General features: G+C 54.6%; 14 protein-coding genes. 6 read left to right on the top strand and 8 right to left on the bottom strand.

Annotation, left to right across the window (positions count from 1 at the left end):
* Window positions 1-4 precede the first annotated feature (4 nt).
* Together F552_RS0109430 and F552_RS0109425 are read right to left on the bottom strand one after the other, a co-directional pair.
* Window positions 5-1,252: an NAD(P)/FAD-dependent oxidoreductase gene (locus tag F552_RS0109430; RefSeq protein WP_018151493.1), complete on the bottom strand. Its 1,248-nt coding sequence runs from the start codon at window positions 1,250-1,252 to the stop codon at window positions 5-7.
* Entirely contained in the window at window positions 1,253-2,254 is a 1,002-nt protein-coding gene (locus F552_RS0109425) for a 4-hydroxyproline epimerase (RefSeq protein WP_018151492.1), read from the bottom strand. It abuts the gene before it with no gap.
* Between the two features lie 533 nt (window positions 2,255-2,787).
* Between F552_RS0109425 and pap the strand changes: the two genes are divergently transcribed.
* From pap to F552_RS0109405, 4 genes are all read left to right on the top strand, one after another.
* Complete coding sequence (pap, locus tag F552_RS0109420; RefSeq protein WP_018151491.1) at window positions 2,788-4,299, top strand: polyphosphate:AMP phosphotransferase; 1,512 nt, start codon at window positions 2,788-2,790, stop codon at window positions 4,297-4,299.
* A gap of 125 nt (window positions 4,300-4,424) precedes the next feature.
* Complete coding sequence (gene purU / locus F552_RS0109415) at window positions 4,425-5,294, top strand: formyltetrahydrofolate deformylase (protein ID WP_018151490.1); 870 nt, start codon at window positions 4,425-4,427, stop codon at window positions 5,292-5,294.
* A 95-nt stretch (window positions 5,295-5,389) separates the two neighbouring features.
* A complete protein-coding gene (locus tag F552_RS0109410; RefSeq protein WP_018151489.1) occupies window positions 5,390-6,238 on the top strand; it encodes a DMT family transporter in 849 nt (282 codons plus the stop codon).
* A 72-nt stretch (window positions 6,239-6,310) separates the two neighbouring features.
* Window positions 6,311-7,189 carry a lytic transglycosylase domain-containing protein gene (locus F552_RS0109405; RefSeq protein ID WP_018151488.1) on the top strand — a complete coding sequence of 293 codons (879 nt, stop codon included), beginning with the start codon at window positions 6,311-6,313 and terminating at the stop codon, window positions 7,187-7,189.
* A gap of 35 nt (window positions 7,190-7,224) precedes the next feature.
* Here the strand turns inward: F552_RS0109405 and F552_RS0109400 are convergent, their stop codons facing one another.
* Window positions 7,225-8,007 carry a substrate-binding periplasmic protein gene (locus F552_RS0109400; RefSeq protein WP_026182565.1) on the bottom strand — a complete coding sequence of 261 codons (783 nt, stop codon included), beginning with the start codon at window positions 8,005-8,007 and terminating at the stop codon, window positions 7,225-7,227.
* A gap of 261 nt (window positions 8,008-8,268) precedes the next feature.
* Here F552_RS0109400 and ettA point away from each other — a divergent pair, with 261 nt between their 5' ends.
* Window positions 8,269-9,936: an energy-dependent translational throttle protein EttA gene (gene ettA, locus F552_RS0109395; RefSeq protein WP_026182564.1), complete on the top strand. Its 1,668-nt coding sequence runs from the start codon at window positions 8,269-8,271 to the stop codon at window positions 9,934-9,936.
* A 189-nt stretch (window positions 9,937-10,125) separates the two neighbouring features.
* Entirely contained in the window at window positions 10,126-11,622 is a 1,497-nt protein-coding gene (locus tag F552_RS0109390; protein ID WP_169333586.1) for a CYTH and CHAD domain-containing protein, read from the top strand.
* Window positions 11,623-11,674: 52 nt separating this feature from the next.
* Here the strand turns inward: F552_RS0109390 and F552_RS0109385 are convergent, their stop codons facing one another.
* The 5 genes from F552_RS0109385 to F552_RS0109365 form a co-directional block, all read right to left on the bottom strand.
* Complete coding sequence (locus tag F552_RS0109385; protein ID WP_018151484.1) at window positions 11,675-12,841, bottom strand: methyl-accepting chemotaxis protein; 1,167 nt, start codon at window positions 12,839-12,841, stop codon at window positions 11,675-11,677.
* Between the two features lie 3 nt (window positions 12,842-12,844).
* Window positions 12,845-14,035 carry an iron-containing alcohol dehydrogenase gene (locus F552_RS0109380; RefSeq protein ID WP_026182563.1) on the bottom strand — a complete coding sequence of 397 codons (1,191 nt, stop codon included), beginning with the start codon at window positions 14,033-14,035 and terminating at the stop codon, window positions 12,845-12,847.
* 93 nt (window positions 14,036-14,128) lie between these two features.
* Window positions 14,129-15,622, bottom strand: coding sequence for a purine-cytosine permease family protein (locus F552_RS0109375; protein WP_018151482.1), 1,494 nt, complete (start codon window positions 15,620-15,622; stop codon window positions 14,129-14,131).
* Window positions 15,623-15,723: 101 nt separating this feature from the next.
* Complete coding sequence (locus tag F552_RS0109370; RefSeq protein ID WP_033375228.1) at window positions 15,724-17,202, bottom strand: aldehyde dehydrogenase family protein; 1,479 nt, start codon at window positions 17,200-17,202, stop codon at window positions 15,724-15,726.
* A gap of 19 nt (window positions 17,203-17,221) precedes the next feature.
* Window positions 17,222-17,614 (bottom strand): YybH family protein, encoded by a 393-nt coding sequence (locus tag F552_RS0109365; protein ID WP_018151480.1) that lies wholly within the window; start codon window positions 17,612-17,614, stop codon window positions 17,222-17,224.
* Window positions 17,615-17,618 lie beyond the last annotated feature (4 nt).

The following is a 17,618-nucleotide window of genomic DNA, read 5'->3' as shown; positions in this document are numbered from 1 at the left end:
CGTGCTAGAAACGGTCCAACCGGTAAGCGTCTTGGGGGTACCCACCGGATCGGCCCGCGACCAGATCAGCAATCAGCTGTCCGGTTGTTGCGCCCAGCGTCAGTCCTAAATGACCGTGGCCGGTCGCAACATAGACATTATAATGTCTATTTGCTCTGGAAATCACGGGAATCGTATCAGGAACTGATGGACGATTGCCCATCCAGTAGGTTACACCGTCTGTATTGAACATGGGAAGAATCCGTTGTGCCTTTTCTACCAGCACATGCGCTCTCTTCCAGTTTTCTGGTGCATCCTTGTCTGCAAGCTCTACAGTGCCTGCAATGCGGATGCCGCCATTGGCCATAGGCAGAATGACAAACCCTTCTGCCGACGAGAGAATGTATTTGTTCAAGTGAATACCGGCATTCGGAAGTGTTGCGTGATAACCACGCTCACTCTCTAACGGAATGCTGTATCCAAGCTTTTTGAGCAATTTATCTGACCAAATACCCGCAGCAATGACAATCTGATCAGCCTGAACCTGCTCACCATCAGACAGGGAGACGCCCTGAACCTTGCCATCTGACATCAGAAAATCATCTACGTTAGCAGCGATATAGTGAACACCATCTTGAATCGCCTTATCTGCAATACCTTTGGTAAACAGGTATGGGTCATCTACGTGCGACCAGCCGGGCACATACACGGCATACTGGTAGTTTTCGCTCAGATTGGGTTCCAGAGCACGCAAAGCATCGCCTGAGACTTCTTCACAGGCAATGCCAAAATCCCGGCGCTTTTGCCATTTTGCACGGTCAATCTGCAATGACTTTTCGTCTTCATACAATGTCAGCGAGCCATGTTTGCGCCAGATGACATCAACTCCAGCATATTCAGCCAGTTTGTTGGTGTCGGCTTCTGCACGGGTCAGCAAAGTGGCTAATGCAGTGGTCAGTTTTTTCATGCTGGATGGACGACCTGCCCACAAAAAACGGACCAGCCATGGGGTCAGTTTTGGCAGGTAACGCCATTGAACGGCCAATGGCCCCAATGGGTCCATCATCCAGCCGGGAATACGGCGAAACGTACCCGGTTCGGACAACGGGATGATATCGCTGATCGCAAATGCGCCGGCATTGCCGAACGAGGTCGATTTGCCGGGAGAGACGGCATCGATCAATGTGACTTCGTGCCCTTCCCTTCTCAGGGTGGCCGCACAGCTCACGCCAATAATACCTGCGCCAATGACAACAATGTGCTGGGGTTTCATTTATGCAACCTCAAAACCATGGCAGTACGGATCACGTGAGTCCAGGGTGATCTGCGAGGTACCGGTAATGACAGCCCATCCTTCGATGCTTGGGATAATCGCATCGTAGTCACCCACTTTTGTCTCCCCCTCTATACGGCCGACAAACTGGCTGCCAATGATGCTTTCGTGAACGAACTTGTCACCTTTTTTGAGCAAGCCACGGCCGTATCGCTGTGCCAGACGCGCCGAAGTACCGGTGCCGCATGGAGAACGGTCGATGGCTGATTCGCCGTACAGCACGGCGTTACGGGCATCCGACCCGCTCTGGGTGGGTGCGCCCGTCCACAGGCAATGGCGTACACCACGAATTTTGCTATCGGTCGGGTGCACAAATTCATAATGGTCGTTCAGGTACTGACGAACTGCACGGCCCATCTCGATCAATTCTGCAGGTTTGTAATCGGCCATATCGCGGAAGTTGGCCTGGCTCTCGATAATCGGGTAGAAGTTGCCGCCATAGGCGATATCTGCGGTCAGTTCGCCCAGTTGCGGAATGTGGATTTTGACGTCTTTCTGGAACAGGAATGACGGTACATTAACGATACGGACAGAACGCACATATTCTCCATCCATCTCGTAATTGGCAACAACCAGGCCCGCAGGCGTTTCCAGACGCAGTGTGCCAGGCGTTTGCGGCGTTACCAGACCTCTTTCGATGGCGAAGGTCACTACACCGATGGTGCCATGACCGCACATAGGCAGGCAGCCACTGGTCTCGATATACAGCACGGCAATATCGCAATCCTGCCGGGTTGCCGGGTACAGGAATGCGCCAGACATCTGTGCATGACCACGCGGTTCAAACATCAGTCCGGTTCTGATCCAGTCATATTCTTTCAGGAAATGCAGCCGACGCTCGCCCTGATCCTTGCCTTCTAACGGTGGATGACCGCTTACCACCAGGCGAACCGGGTTTCCACAGGTGTGTCCGTCAATGCAATGAAAAGTATGTCGGCTCATGATCTTTATCTTTCTGAACTGGAGGCGTAAACCCAACAGGTTAATAACGAGTGTTGTTACATATTGTAGCTAAATATAAAACACTTTCAGCATAAAGTATATTGTATACAATAAATTTTCTTGAGCACTGACAGCATCAACAAGTTTTAGCCACTTTTGACTACGGCCATATCCGTATCATTACTTAGCCTTCAAAATAGTTGTTGCTATGCACAAAAAAAGCTTGCAATCGATTGCGCCCGTAGGCATAATGGGAACCGTCAAGAGCTGAACCAAGTTTGGTTTTTGATAGTGTCTCCTCTTTTCTCCTTTGGAGTTTGCAGCGCGGTCTCAGGATCGCGCTCTTTTTTTGCCTGTCGCTTTCGTAACACCTCATTCTGGCAGCCTAGCCCCCTCTGTTTTCCCCGCTATTGCAATAACGTTTGCTCAAGATCAAGCGTGGCATTCGCTCTCTCCTTTGAAATTCAGCTATATGCTTTGACAGCAACATAACCCGGTTGTAGCCTCTGTTGAATCCCTTTTGGAGTCGCATCATGTTTGAAACCGCAGAGATTGGTCACAAGATCAGTAAAGAAACCTTCCGTAAAGAATCGCCAGAACTGCGAGAAGCGTTATTGGAGATTCAGTATGAGCTCAAAGAACGGGGGGATTTCCCGGTTGTCATTCTGATCAACGGGATTGATGGAGCCGGCAAGGGAGAAACGGTCAATCTGCTGAATAGCTGGATGGACCCGCGGCTGATTGTCACCCGGGCCTTTTCGTCACCCACCGAAGAAGAACAAAGCCGGCCCCGGATGTGGCGGTACTGGCAAGCGCTACCCCAAAAAGGCCGGATCGGCATTCTGTTTGGCTCCTGGTATACGGACCCGATCGAGGATTATGTTACGCAGGGCGAAAGCGATGACCGGCTGTCTTCTCACATTGATGAAATTGTCCGCTTTGAAAAGATGCTGGCGCATGAAGGCACCCTGTTACTGAAGTTCTGGTTTCATTTATCCAAAGACAAGCAGAAGAAGCGGCTGACAGAACTGGAGAAAGACCCGTTGACCCGCTGGCGAGTGACAGACCAGGACTGGGAAAACTACAAACACTACGATGAATACCGCAAAGTCTCCGAGCGTGTGTTGCGACAAACCAGTTCGGGCGAAGCCCCCTGGGTAGTGGTTGAAGGAGAAGATGAAGCCTACCGGAGCCTGACGGTGGGGCAGCAGATTTTGTATCGCATCAAAGAACACATGGCGAAACCCCAGGTGCTGGAACAGCGCATTGAAGCGCCCCCTATTCTGCCCCCCATCGATAACCTGCATATTCTGGATACCCTGCAACTGGACCAGCCGCTCAGCAAAAAGGATTACCAGCAAGAGCTGGAAAAATGGCAAGGGCGGCTCAATTTGCTGACACGTCATCCGGAATTCAAGAAACACGCCATTGCCATGGTATTTGAAGGCAATGATGCTGCAGGTAAAGGCGGCAGTATCCGCCGGGTGACCGCCGCGCTGGACGCACGCCAATACCGGATCATCCCGATTGCCGCACCGAGTGAAGACGAGCGCCGCCAGCCCTGGCTATGGCGATTCTGGCGACAAATTCCGAGACACGGCGGCATTACCATCTTTGACCGTTCATGGTACGGACGGGTGTTGGTTGAGCGCGTAGAAGGTTTTTGCTCCGAGGCAGACTGGATGAGGGCGTATGGGGAAATCAATGACTTCGAGCAGCAGCTACATCACCACAAGGTGATTCTGGTGAAATTCTGGCTGACCATCAGCAAAGAAGAACAGCTGGCACGGTTTAAAGCCCGGGAAAGCCTTGGTTACAAGCGCTTTAAAATTACGGAGGAAGACTGGCGCAACCGCGAGAAATGGGATGTGTACCGGACGGCCGTGTGTGACATGATTGAGAGAACCAGTACGGATGTTGCCCCGTGGACGCTGGTGGAGGCCAACAACAAATACTTTGCCCGTATCAAGATACTGAAGACACTGGTGCAGCAGATCAGCCTGGCGCTAGATCACAAGCATGCAGAAAAGCAGCCAGCGGCATAGCTGACAAGTTACGTACAAATACGCAAGTGTCTGAAAAATACTAAAACATGACGGGTTGCTACCATCCGGCGGGCGATGCCTCACATAGGCTATGTCGGCATATTGATTAAAAAGGATCCCTGACAATGACCGCAACCCAACGCCACAAGCTGATTTTGTCGTTTACCTGCCCCAGCGCTGCTGGCCAGGTTGCCGCCCTGTCACAATTTCTGGACCAGCGCGGCTGTTATATTGATGAAATCGCGGTATTTGATGACGAAGACACCAAGCTGTTTTTTGTTCGCTGCGTGTTCCATCTGATGAGCAACGAAGAGCCGGATCTGGCGACACTGCGCAAAGAATTTGAACCGGTGGCACAGAAATTCAGCATGAGTTGGGACCTGCGTGACAGCGATTGCCGTCCGAAGGTCCTGCTGATGGTCTCCAAGCTGGACCATTGCCTGAACGACTTGCTGTATCGCTGGAAGATGGGTGATATCCATATGGATGTTACCGCGGTGGTCTCCAACCATCCGGATCTGGCACCGATTGCCCAAGCGCATGGCGTACCTTACTACCATCTGCCGGTCAACGCCGATACCAAGCCGGCTCAGGAAGCTGCGCTGCTGAAAATCATTGCGGATACCGAGTCTGAACTGGTGATTCTGGCCCGCTACATGCAGGTATTGTCGCCAGAGCTATCGGCCAAGCTTTCCGGCAAGGCCATTAACATTCACCATTCATTCCTGCCGGGTTTCAAAGGGGCCAAGCCTTACCACCAGGCACATACCCGCGGGGTCAAGCTGATTGGTGCCACCGCGCATTATGTAACGGATGATCTGGATGAAGGTCCGATCATTGAGCAAGTGGTTGAACGGGTAGACCATGCGTACCGGCCAGAGCAGTTACTGACCACCGGGCGTGACATGGAGTGTCTGGCACTGGCGCGGGCCGTGAAATACCACCTTGAGCGTCGCGTCTTCCTCAATGGCACCCGTACGGTCGTGTTGCGCTAAATTACGCATCTTGGTGTTCTGCACATCATGCTGACAAGCCCGGGCATCACCTGCCCGGGCTTGTTCTGTTTTATCAGGCAACGTAGGATCGCCACATGAAATCTTCCAATCTGTTACCTTTGCTGGCACTGCATCTTGCGGTGTTGCTGTTTGGTACCGCGGGTACATTTGGCAAGGCATTGGCGGTGACGCCCATGATTCTGGTCTTCGGGCGTACCTTGTTTGCCGCCCTGGCCCTGACGCCTGTGGTCTATGCGCAGAAACAGCTCAGCTTCAAAGCAGTACCCGTGAGCGTCATCCTGTGTGGCATGCTGCTCGCCATTCACTGGCTGACGTTTTTTGCCTCGGTCAGCGCAGCCTCTGTCGCGGTGGGTTTGATGGGCTTTGCCAGTTTCCCGATTTTTGTGGCGTGGCTTGAACCTATCGTGTTCAAGGAAAAGCGTCATGCCGGAGACTGGTGGGCGGCGCTGGCGGTGGCATTTGGCATGTGGCTGATGCTGCGCGGTGCCGAATGGTCTGCGGGCAGCATTGCCGGCTTGCTATGGGGTATAGCATCAGGATTCAGTTTTGCCCTGCTGGCACTGGTCAACCGCTGGCAAGGCAGCAAGATGGGCGCGTTCCGTCTGGCGTGGCTCCAGAATATGGTGGCCTGCCTGTGCCTGGCCCCTTTCGTATCCTGGCCATTAACCCTGAGCACGCAAACCTGGCTAGGCCTGATTGTGCTAGGCATTGTCTTTACTGCCCTCTCCCATGGCATGTTCATGTTTAGCCTGCAGCGCATTTCTGCCAGGCTGGCCAGCCTGACAGCCACACTGGAACCGGTCTACGGCATTGTACTGGCCTGGCTTTGGTTGCACGAAACGCCATCGCTACAGGCGATTGCCGGTTGCGTCATCATTATCGGGGCGACGAGCATTGCAACAATTTGTAAAACTTCCACCTAGCATACAGACGCAGCAGGTACAGAAGGACTACAATCAAGACTCGAATAAAAGCAATCTGGTATTTCAAAGCCCATGTCTTTGCCGTTCTTTAACCGCCTCCGCCGTTCTGCACTTGGATGGTCTTCGTTACTGATGTTATCTGTCAGTCTCGGCAGCCACGCCAATGATCTGGATGGCCCGCAACAGCAAGCCTGGTTAGCAGAAGCCACCCGGCTGGAAGGTGTTGACCCATGGTCAGCCGCTGTGCGCTATTGTCAGGGCGCAAGGAGCGGTTCTACAGAAGCGCAGTACCGTCTGGCCATGCTGTTTGCTTTTGGTCAGGGTGTGCCGGAAGACCGTGCTGCGGCTGCCTCGTTATTGGCCATGGCAGCACAGCAAGGCCATCAGGAAGCGGTGGACATGCTGGAAACCATTCATTATGCATCTGACCAGCTGCCTGGCTGTGTCTTGGCAGATGCCCTGCCCCCTAAAGCACCGACTCCGCCCGGCCCGACACTGGAAGGCCTGTTGGCCAGTTTGCCCAAAGACAAGCGCTGGATGATTGAGATGATTCAGCAAGTGGCCAGATGGAATGATGTTGACCCGCGACTGGCCCTGTCGATTGTGAGTGTTGAATCCCGTTTTGAACCCAGCGCCAAATCCCCGGCCAATGCCATGGGGCTGATGCAGCTGATCCCCGCAACTGCGGAGCGGTTTAATGTCAAGAATGCCTACAACGCCAGCCAGAACGTCAAGGGCGGCATCCGCTACCTGAGATGGCTGCTGGACCGCTACAACGGCGACATCAAACTGGTGGCAGCTGCCTATAACGCTGGTGAAGGTGCGGTAGACAAGTACAAAGGGGTTCCGCCTTACAAGGAAACCCAAGCTTATGTGGCAAAGGTGATGCGCTTTTACCCACACAAGCTGCATATCAGTTTGCCCAAAAAGGCCGTGGTTCAGGCCATGTAATTGGATATGATACCTGTGCAGCTGGCAGGTATCGGCTAATATCCTTTCACCGTGACCCCATATTTGGCCAGCAACTTCTGAAAACGCCCGTCCTTGCGCATGGCCACCACGGTTTTATCAAACTGATCCATCAATATAGCTGATTGGCCAATCTGTTTTGGCAGCACCACATAAATGGTGTCATCTGCAGTAATGCAGCCGGACTCTCTGGTTTGCACCTTTAATGCGTTTCGGTAAATGGTGTGCTGCACCACCAGTCGGTCTTCCAGCAAGGCATCAATCCTGCCACCTGCCAGTTTATCCATATTGACCAGTATGGGCGTATCGCCCAGCGCGGGTTGAACCAGATTACTCTCCTGCTTGATCCTGTTTTCTACGTACTGCCCTACCTCGCCATCATAGTGATACCCCAATGCTGTACCGAGCCGGATACTGGATAGTGCGCCCAGCCCGCTGTAGTTCCAGCGAGAATTGATGGCGGTATAGAAGCAAAAAGGGGAAACCAGCGGAGGCACCTTGCCATAGACAAAGACATTTTCATCCAGACCCCTGCCCGCGCCCACCAGACCGATGCTGCCTTTTTGAGTAGCCAGCATCTTTGCCCGGGCCCAGGGCATGATCTCATAATTGACCTTAACGCCTAGCGGCTGCCATGCCTCTCGCGCCAGTTCGATCAGAATGCCGGGAGAACTGCTGTTTGCATCACAGTTATAAGGACACCACTGATCTGATGCCAGGGTTACCTCGGCAGGTAATGCCATGACCTTGCCGGACAACAACAACCCAAACACCCATGCAACGTGCCCCCACCGAGTCATCAATGTCACCCCCTATTACTCACCTTGCAAGTGAGTTTACAGAATTTCCGAGCCTGTTATTAGCACCACAAACCGTGCGTGCATTACGTCCGGTTAGGAAATTAGCATACTTCAAACAGATACAGGAAAGATATATTGCATACAGCTGACAGATGCCATGCTGGAACTTGATCAGGTCAGGCATGTGCGAGTCGGGGCAATGGTGTAGAATCGCGTGGTTAAAGCGGCAATTAACCATTGGTTAACAGGAACCCACATTTCATGGCTCAATACGTAATGTCTATGCTCCGCGTGAGCAAGGTCGTGCCACCTAAACGGCAGATTATCAAGGATATTTCCCTGTCTTTCTTCCCGGGCGCCAAGATTGGCCTCTTGGGTCTGAACGGCGCGGGCAAGTCCACCGTGCTAAAGATCATGGCCGGTGTAGAAAAAGAATTTGAAGGCGAAGTGCAGTGGCAGCCTGGTATCAAGATTGGCTATCTGGCACAAGAACCACAGCTGGACCCGGCGAAAACCGTGCGCGAAGAAGTCGAATCCGGCATGGGCGAAGTCTTTGATGCCCAGAAAAAACTGGAAGAAGTCTACGCAGCTTACGCAGAACCGGATGCTGACTTTGACAAACTGGCCGAAGAACAGGCCCGTTTGGAAGCCGTTATTGCAGCGGGTGCAGGCGATAACGCCGAACTGCAGCTGGAAATTGCGGCCGACGCACTGCGCCTGCCAGAGTGGGATGCCAAAATCGAGCATTTGTCCGGGGGTGAAAAGCGCCGCGTTGCCTTGTGCAAACTATTGCTGTCCAAACCTGACATGCTGTTGCTCGATGAACCGACTAACCACCTGGATGCAGAATCTGTCGAGTGGCTGGAACAGTTCCTGGTTCGCTTCCCGGGGACCGTGGTGGCTGTAACGCACGATCGTTACTTTCTGGACAATGCGGCCGAGTGGATTCTGGAACTCGACCGTGGGCAGGGCATCCCTTGGAAAGGCAATTACTCTAGCTGGCTGGAACAGAAAGAAGCCCGTCTGAAGCAGGAAGAATCGCAAGAATCTGCCCGCCAGAAAGCGCTGAACAAAGAACTGGAATGGGTACGTCAGAATCCGAAAGCACGCCAGGCAAAATCCAAGGCCCGTATTGCGCGTTTTGAAGAGCTGAATTCGTTTGAATACCAGAAACGTAACGAAACCCAGGAAATCTTTATCCCTGTGGCTGAGCGTCTGGGCGACAAGGTGATCGACTTTACCAACGTAACCAAAGGCTTTGGTGACCGTCTGCTGATTGATAACCTGAGCTTCTCTGTACCGCCGGGCGCAATTGTGGGTATCATCGGCCCGAACGGTGCCGGTAAATCTACCCTCTTCAAGATGATTGCCGGTAAAGAGCAGCCAGATAGCGGTACAGTGGAGATTGGCCAAACCGTGCAGATGGCGTTTGTGGAACAGAGCCGTGAAAGCCTGTCTGGCGAGAAGACCGTGTTTGAGGATGTCTCCAACGGCAACGAGGTCATCAACGTTGGCAAGTTCGAGATGAGCAGCCGCGCTTACCTGGGCCGCTTTAACTTTAAAGGTGGCGACCAGCAGAAGAAAGTCGGCATGTTGTCTGGTGGTGAACGCGGCCGCCTGCATCTGGCCAAGACCCTGCTAAAAGGCGGCAACGTCTTGCTACTGGATGAACCATCAAACGATCTGGACGTGGAAACCCTGCGTGCGCTGGAAGATGCCTTGCTGGAATTTGCCGGTACCGTATTCGTGATCAGCCATGACCGCTGGTTCCTGGACCGTATTGCCACCCATATTCTGGCGGCGGAAGGTAACTCTCAGTGGACCTTCTTTGACGGTAACTACCAAGAGTACGAAGCCGACAAGCGTAAGCGTCTGGGTGAAGAAGGTGCCAAGCCCAAGCGTATCCGCTACAAGCCAATCAGCCGTTAATCACGGTTGCCAGGTTGGATGCAAAACGGCCACAGGAAACTGTGGCCGTTTTTGTTGATGGTACGCAAGCTGCGCGGTTTATATCTGCCCTATTTGATGCAACTTGACCGCATTTCATCTCAAAATTGGCTAAGATGGAGAGAACCTTCCCTACCTGATTGCTGACCATGAGTCTGATGAATGCCGTTTGTGCGTAGATTAAGACTGTCTCTCCCTTTCAAGCAAAATACCGTGCTCCGCAAGTATCTGGGCGAGCGGTTCCCCCATGCCATTCCCAGTAGCGAACAGGTTCACAGCACTTTTTATGACACGCCCGACCATGCGCTGAAAAGCAAAGGCATTACCCTGCAACTGAGCCCTTGCCAGGACCAGTGGTTACAAACGTTGCAGTTCCCGGTGAAGAAAGGCCGTGAGGTTGCGTCCGAAACCCGTCTGGTGAATGCAACCTGGTTACCAGGGCCGATCCAGAACAAGCGAATCAGGCAGTTTTTTCAGCAAACAGATCTCTCTGCGGCCCTATTGCCCTGCTTTACTCTGGAGATCCGGCGGACAAGCTGGCCGATACAAGATGCCAAGGGCAACATCCTGCAGATTCATCTGGAAACGGGCCACATCTCTCAGGGGACAGCACGATGCCGGATCAATGAAATCGAGATTGAACTGAAACAGGGCGACCCGCAGGCCATGTATCTGCTTGCGCTGGCGCTGTTGCCTGTTGTGCCGCTGACACTGGAACCCTTATCGCTGGCTGAGCGAGGCCATGATCTGGGCCAACCGATCATCCCCCTGATACCGGCAAAAGCCGCGCCGGTGTGGGTGGATAAGGATATGACACCCCGTCTTGCGTTGCAGGCCATTGCAACGCAAGCGTTGCAGCATTTTCGGCAGAATTTGCCAGGCATGCTGACGGAGGAAGACCCGGAGTTCATCCATCAAGCGCGGGTCGCTTTACGACGGCTACTGTCTGCCCGGAAAATTTTTGCACCAATCATTGCGGATGCAGATTGGCAAACCGTGATGTTGCCGATGAAAGAACTGGCGTCAGTATTGGGGTTAGTCAGAGATGCGGATGTATTTTTGATGGATACGTTGCCGATGCTGGCACAGGCCAATGTGGTGGAACCGGGGGCCTTGTTGCAGTTGCAACAGGCTGTGACGCAGCAATGTCTGCAGTATCGGCAAATGGCACGCAAAACCACCAATTCAAACCTGAATAACCACTTTCAGCTAAGCCTGTTGGCCTGGCTGGCCACGTTGACGGCACAAAAGGAAACCGCGGCGCCTGCCTTGAAGGCATTTGCTGGCAAGGCGTTGTCGCACCATCTAAAGAAAGCCAGAACACTGGCGGATCAATGGGAGAGCCTTGATGTGACGCAACGGCACGAACTGCGCAAACGCATCAAGACACTCCGCTATACCGTGGAATCTTTTGCCCCGATGTACCCCCGCCAACAGGTGCGTCGCTATGTGACCCGATTGCAGGCAATGCAACAGATATTGGGCGGCATGAATGACCGTGCCGTGGCGGCGGCTGTGTTAATGCGAGTGAACGTGCAAGATGCCATGCTGGCAGAAACCGTGGCGCGGTGTACACAATGGCTGGCTCAGCATGACAACACCAGCGAGGCCCGGTTTCTGGAGACGCTGGCTGCATTTGAGCAGACACCTGTGTTCTGGCAAGCGTAGTCAGGTGCCTGCCCCATCTGACAGGGCAGGCACGCTGACGGCAGGCAGATGATCAAAAACGATACTGGGTCAGTACACCGACCTGTTCTGACGCCAGCTTTTGCATTTCTGTGGCGCCATTGGCCAGTATATTGGCAGAGTCATCAGCCTGGGTTGCCAGCTGCATCAGCCCTGACAGGTGCTGATCCATTTCTTCGCTGGCACTTTGCTGGGCATTCAGGCGCCCGGTAACCATGCGGATTTCTTCTACGATCTGCAGGCTGGAAGACTGAATCTGCTGGATGGCCTGATCGGCATCATCCGCCCGGCTGACTCCGGCACTGACCCGCTTTTCTGCAACCCCCATGTCTTTTACTGCAGCTTCTGCGCGGCTGCGCATCGCCTGGATGGTAGTGGCAATTTCGGTGGTGGAGCTGGCGGTGCGTTCGGCCAGTTTTCTGACTTCATCGGCTACCACGGCAAAGCCTCTGCCTTGTTCCCCTGCCCTTGCGGCTTCGATTGCGGCATTCAACGCCAACAGATTGGTCTGGTCCGCAACCTCCCGGATAACCTGAACCACCTGACTGACGCGCTCGCTTTGCGCTTCCAGCTGGCGAATCTGCTCGGCAGCTGACGCGACCGACAAGGAAATGTCGCGGATATCGGCAATGGTTTGGGCAATGGTGACAGACCCCGTCTGGGCAAGGCTGCCGGCATGTTCTGCCAGCTGGCAGGATGACACCGATTGCTGTGCTGCCGCTTGTATGGCATGGCCAAGCTGTGTCGCGGTACTGGCCAGGGTGTTGGCGGCCTGGTGCTGCAAAGATACTGTTTCTTGCAACTGGGCCGCGGTACTGACCATGTCGTTCGCACGCACTTCAGCCTGTTTTGCCAGCTGGAAATCTGACGCGATATTGCCATTCAGACCCGCCAGCATCTGGTTGATAGCATCGCGCAACGGCGCAGCCCAGGCAACTGGGAACGCCTTGGCCCGCTGGGTGACATCCATGCCCGCATTGAAAGCATGCAAGGGTTGGCACAAAGCTTCCACCACAGTCGTTGAGGGTGCACTGGTGAATGCCTGCAACAGCAAAGCCAGCCATAACGGTACGGTAACAGCCAGTAGCCACCCAAGCGGCGCTACCGCGAGCGCTGGCGATGCAAACCCGACGCCCATGATGACCAACGGAACGGTCGCCAAGCCGATAGACAGGAACAAACGGTATCGTGATGCAATCATCTGTTATGACTCCGTCAGCCGGCCATGCACTGCATTCAGGAAAATGCGCGCATAGTCATCTGCTGTGAGGGCAATAGGATTGGTATCGGCTGATGACAAATCTGCCACTGCCGCAGCACCAATCAAATCGCTCTCCTCGCCCGTCATGCCGATCTCTGCGAGCGTATGCGGAATCCCCAATGCTTGCCGCAGTTGAACGACCCAGTCGATGACATCATCGACTCGCTCACCTGGCAAGCCCACCACTCTGGCCACCAAGCGCAATGGTTCCTCAATAGCGGCCGCATTGGCCTTGAGCAGATAAGGCAACAGGATGGCGTTCAGCAAGCCGTGATGCTTGTGGTATCTGGCCCCCAGCGCGTGCGCGATGGCATGTACGCCTCCCAGCCCTTTCTGGAAGGCAACCGCCGCCATGGCAGAAGCTACCAGCATCTGGGTTCTGGCTGCCATGTTATCGGGCTCTTTGACCGCCAACGGCAAAAACTGGCTGATCAGCCGGATGCCTTCCAGCGCAATACCGGCGGACATGGGGTGATACAGGGGTGACACCAGTGCTTCGATATGATGCGTGAGTGCATCCAGCCCGGTAGCCGCCGTCAGATGTGCGGGCAGACCGGTAGTCAAGGCCGGGTCTAGCAACACTACCCGGGCCAGCAGCTCTGCATGAGTAACCACATGCTTGGTTTGCTCGGCACTGTGGGTGATCACGGCTTCTCGGCTGAGCTCTGAGCCCGTGCCAGCGGTGGTGGGGATAATGATCAGCGGCGGTACGCCCAGACGCGGAAAGCTCCCCAGCGAGGGATATTTTTCAAAAGCGACATTCCAGTCAAAATCGCTAAGGGCGGTTGCTTGTCTGGAGACCAGCGCAATGGCTTTGGCGGCGTCGATGACGCTACCGCCCCCCAGTGCAACAACGCCATCAAACCGGCCGGCCTGAAAAGCGGCCACCCCAGCGTAGACGTTATCTGTTGTCGGGTTGCTTTGCACGTCTTCAAACAAGGTGACCTGGATATCGGCCGCTTCGAGCAATGCTTTGGCGCGGGCAGAAATGCCCAGTTTGCCCAAGCCCTGATCACTGACCAGAAAGAGATGTCTCAGATGCTGTTGCTTGCAGACCGACGGAAGCAGGCCAAGGGCATCTTCTCCGGCATAGATTTCTGTCGGGTAGTTCCAGTAATGAATATGGCTGGTCATTTTTTTACCTCTGGATGATGCAAAAAAACGGGCATGCCATTCACTGCCTGACATGCCCCGATCGACTACATGACGATATAAAACAATGGGTTCTTAGAGTGACGCCCCTGCCGGTACGGCGGATTCTTCGGACGTATGGTCTACCTGCTGCAATTTTTTCAGGTCTTTTTCGCTTTGCTCGATCACCGGAATTTCTGCGTCCAGATCAATGGAGCGGCTCAGCGCAAAGTAGGTCAGCGAAGACACGATCAGCCCGACCAGCCAGGCCAGATCGACCCCGCCCAGCGCCGCGGCAGCTGGCCCGGTGTACACGCCTGGCAATACAAAGAACGGAATGGTCACCACAAAACCGATCAGGTAGGCGGTAATGCCTTTGGCGCCCCATGCCCCGTAAATACCGTTCGGGGTAAAGAAGTGGGTAATGGCATATTTGCCGCGACGGACAAAGAAATAATCCACCAGATTGACCGCCGTCCAAGGCACCAGCAGGTACAACATGACCGTCAGCACCGCAAACAGGATGCCGATGGCGTCGCCACTGATCGACAATGAAATGCCAACCCAGATGATAGCCAGCAGCACGATGGTGACAATACGGATACCTTTGCCCAGCGTGACTTTGCGCAAGGCATCAATGGCGGTTACGACTGTGAGCATGCCGCTATAGGCATTCAGCCCCATGGTCGCGACCAGTGCAGCAACCGAGGTCAGCGCAACGGCAGAACCAAAGCCGTGCATGACTGCGTTACCGGAATCATGCAGTGCGACCAGGCCATCCGACGCGCCCAGATGGGTCGCCAGCCATGCGCCCAGCGCAATCAGCCAGATGGCAGAAGACGACGCGCCAAAGAACACAGCTGTAATGATGGAACTTGGTTTGGTGTGGCGTGGCAGATAACGAGAGTAATCTGATACGTAAGGTGCATAGGTAATGTTATAGCTGGCGCTGGCCGCAAACTGGGCAGCAAAAGCCACCAGATTGAACCCCAGTGCAACTGCTGGTGCCTTGCCCCCTGCCCCGCCCATGAAAATGGCCAGTGTCAGAATGATGTAGAGCGGCAGGCTGATGACAAAGCACAGCTGGAAAATCCGGTGCAGCCAGTCATGGCCATAAATGGCCAGCAAGGTGCTGATGATGGCAATCACCAGCGTGATGGAGGTTTCGTTCCAGCCAAAGATGCCGTGCAAACCGCTGGCCACCAGTACCGTATCGACCACATTAAAGCCGACAAAGGTAAATAGCGTACCGATCAGCACCAGTACCACGCCGCGATAACCAAACTGGGCGCGGGACTGCACCATTTGCGGCAAACCGAGTTCAGCCCCTTGCGATGCATGAAACGCCATGAACAGGGTACCGAACAGAATCCCCAAGGCACCTGCCAGCGCGGTATAACCCAGCGACAAGCCCATGCTGGGGCCAATAAAGCCGATGGCAATGGTAAAGAACTGGAAGTTGCCCAGGAACCAGAACGGCCCCTGATGCGACACCTTGCCATGCCGTTCGTTTTCCGGCACGTAATCAATCGACCGGGTCTCGATGCCACCGCGTTTTTGTGCGGTAGCCTCTGTGTTATGTTGTGCCATCCTGTGTGTCTCCTCTTATAGTCAGGTTGGTATTCCGTTTGACGATATCACGCCCCGGACACCCACCCGCCGTCGTCTGGCGGACAAGTGTCTGGATGCACTCAATCCGCCATGCTGCCTTTTAATGTCACTACATGCTTCAACTGCTGGAATGCCCTGAGCCCCCACGGCCCCAGTTCACGTCCGATACCGCTTTGCTTCATGCCACCCCAGGAGGTATGCGGAAAGATCACCTGTGGCGAATTTACCCATACCATACCCACATGCAGTGCCCGTGCCAGCGTGTTGGCTCTTTGCTGGCTGCGGGTAGCCACGGTAGCCACCAGGCCAAAGTCGCTATCGTTGGCGATGCGAATGGCCTCTGCATCGTCCTTGAAGATGCGCAGGCACGCGACCGGGCCAAAAATCTCCTCACGCCAGATGGCGCTGTCATCCGGTACGCGGTCAAATACGGTTGGGGTCACAAAAAACCCGGCCTGACCGGCCAATGCCTGTCCACCTGTCAGACACACTGCGCCGGCAGCCTTGCCGGCCTCAATGTAAGACAATACCCGTTTTTGCTGCGTTTCACTGATCAGCGGGCCCATTTCTACGGCGTCCGTATCCGGCGCACCGACAACCAGTGCCGCGGCGGCGGCCACAAATTTCTCGCGGAACGCAGGGTAAATGCCTTCTTCAACCAGAATGCGGGAAGTGGCAGAGCACATCTGCCCGGCATTGAAATACACGCCTTTTAACGCCAGATCTACTGCATTATCCAGGTCGGCATCGCCACACACGATGAGTGCGGATTTCCCGCCAAGCTCCAGACTAACCGGTTTGGTTTGGCGCGCCGCGGCGGCCATCACCTTGCGGCCAACCGCATTACTGCCGGTAAAAGACACTTTGTCGATCCCGGGGTGCTCTACAATAGCGGCCCCTACTTCACTCCCAGCCCCTACCAGCAGGTTGAACACGCCCGCTGGTAATCCGGCATCCTGAATAATGTGAGCCAGCATGATTTCGGTCAGCGGGGTGAGTTCTGCCGGCTTTAGCAGCACCGTACAACCTGCTGCCAGTGCAGGTGCCACTTTCCAGGCGGTGGTCACCATCGGGAAATTCCATGGCACGATCAGCCCCGCCACGCCACAGGCTTCCAGCAGATATCCGGCATCAAATCCGTCATCCGGTACATCGACGCTGGCCTCCAGCTGGCGGTCATCCCGGGTGATCAGGTCTGCGTAATATTCGAAAGTGGCAATGGCATCGCCCACATCCAGCTCGGCTTCAAACGCCGGTTTGCCGCTGTTCTGCATCTGCATCGCTACCAGCTCGTCTTTGGCAGCGGCGATACCCTGGGCAATCCGTTTAAGACAATCGGCACGGTGCTGTGGTGAGGCATGCTTCCAGGCTGGCAATGCTTTTCTGGCGGCTTCTACGGCCAGATTCACATCGGCACTACTGGCGGTATGTACGGTGGCCAGCGGCTGGGCGGTAGATGGATTCACCACGGTGAACACCTCGCCCTGGCCGGCAGACCAAACACCATTGATCAGCACGCCATACACGGGCTGGGAAATATCTGGGGTCATCATTGTCATCTGTTTATCCCGATCAGCATCAAGCTACAGTTGGCGCGGATAGATGCTCGTGGACGGCCAGCCATGCACCTCCACTCACATGCTGGAACACAATGGTTTCACGCTCGGCGCTGGTAAACTCGCCATCGTTATTGCGAAGCCGGGTTTTGACATCGTGGGTAAAAATGGCAATGTCGCCGAGCAGCTGTACATGCTGGTTGGAAGACTCGCAGGACAAGACCTTGAAGCCGTCTTTTTCCCATTCGGCCCACAAGGCCTCGTAGGCAGCCCGGTTATCCAGCCGCTGCGGCACGTTATGGAACATGAACGTGGCATCTGGTGAAAACGCCTCAAAATATGCGCGGGTATCGTGCTGTCCGAAGACATTCACCAGCGCCTGCGCGGCAGACAGTATTTCTTGTTGCGGGGTCATGTTG

The organism is Leeia oryzae DSM 17879 (assembly GCF_000376945.1).
GTDB classification, from domain to species: Bacteria; Pseudomonadota; Gammaproteobacteria; order Burkholderiales; family Leeiaceae; genus Leeia; species Leeia oryzae.
The sequence above is the reverse complement of the archived record's forward strand: the minus strand, read 5'-3'. Positions and strand labels throughout refer to the sequence as shown.

What these genes read in the sequence shown, in the direction of transcription:
- F552_RS0109365 (WP_018151480.1), bottom strand. Translation starts at nt 17,614, where the DNA reads ATGACCCCGCAACAAGAAATACTGTCTGCCGCGCAGGCGCTGGTGAAT.
- F552_RS0109385 (WP_018151484.1), bottom strand. Translation starts at nt 12,841, where the DNA reads ATGATTGCATCACGATACCGTTTGTTCCTGTCTATCGGCTTGGCGACC.
- F552_RS0109410 (WP_018151489.1), top strand. Translation starts at nt 5,390, where the DNA reads ATGAAATCTTCCAATCTGTTACCTTTGCTGGCACTGCATCTTGCGGTG.
- F552_RS0109375 (WP_018151482.1), bottom strand. Translation starts at nt 15,622, where the DNA reads ATGGCACAACATAACACAGAGGCTACCGCACAAAAACGCGGTGGCATC.
- F552_RS0109380 (WP_026182563.1), bottom strand. Translation starts at nt 14,035, where the DNA reads ATGACCAGCCATATTCATTACTGGAACTACCCGACAGAAATCTATGCC.
- pap (WP_018151491.1), top strand. Translation starts at nt 2,788, where the DNA reads ATGTTTGAAACCGCAGAGATTGGTCACAAGATCAGTAAAGAAACCTTC.
- F552_RS0109370 (WP_033375228.1), bottom strand. Translation starts at nt 17,202, where the DNA reads ATGACAATGATGACCCCAGATATTTCCCAGCCCGTGTATGGCGTGCTG.
- F552_RS0109400 (WP_026182565.1), bottom strand. Translation starts at nt 8,007, where the DNA reads ATGACTCGGTGGGGGCACGTTGCATGGGTGTTTGGGTTGTTGTTGTCC.
- F552_RS0109425 (WP_018151492.1), bottom strand. Translation starts at nt 2,254, where the DNA reads ATGAGCCGACATACTTTTCATTGCATTGACGGACACACCTGTGGAAAC.
- F552_RS0109430 (WP_018151493.1), bottom strand. Translation starts at nt 1,252, where the DNA reads ATGAAACCCCAGCACATTGTTGTCATTGGCGCAGGTATTATTGGCGTG.
- ettA (WP_026182564.1), top strand. Translation starts at nt 8,269, where the DNA reads ATGGCTCAATACGTAATGTCTATGCTCCGCGTGAGCAAGGTCGTGCCA.
- F552_RS0109405 (WP_018151488.1), top strand. Translation starts at nt 6,311, where the DNA reads ATGTCTTTGCCGTTCTTTAACCGCCTCCGCCGTTCTGCACTTGGATGG.
- purU (WP_018151490.1), top strand. Translation starts at nt 4,425, where the DNA reads ATGACCGCAACCCAACGCCACAAGCTGATTTTGTCGTTTACCTGCCCC.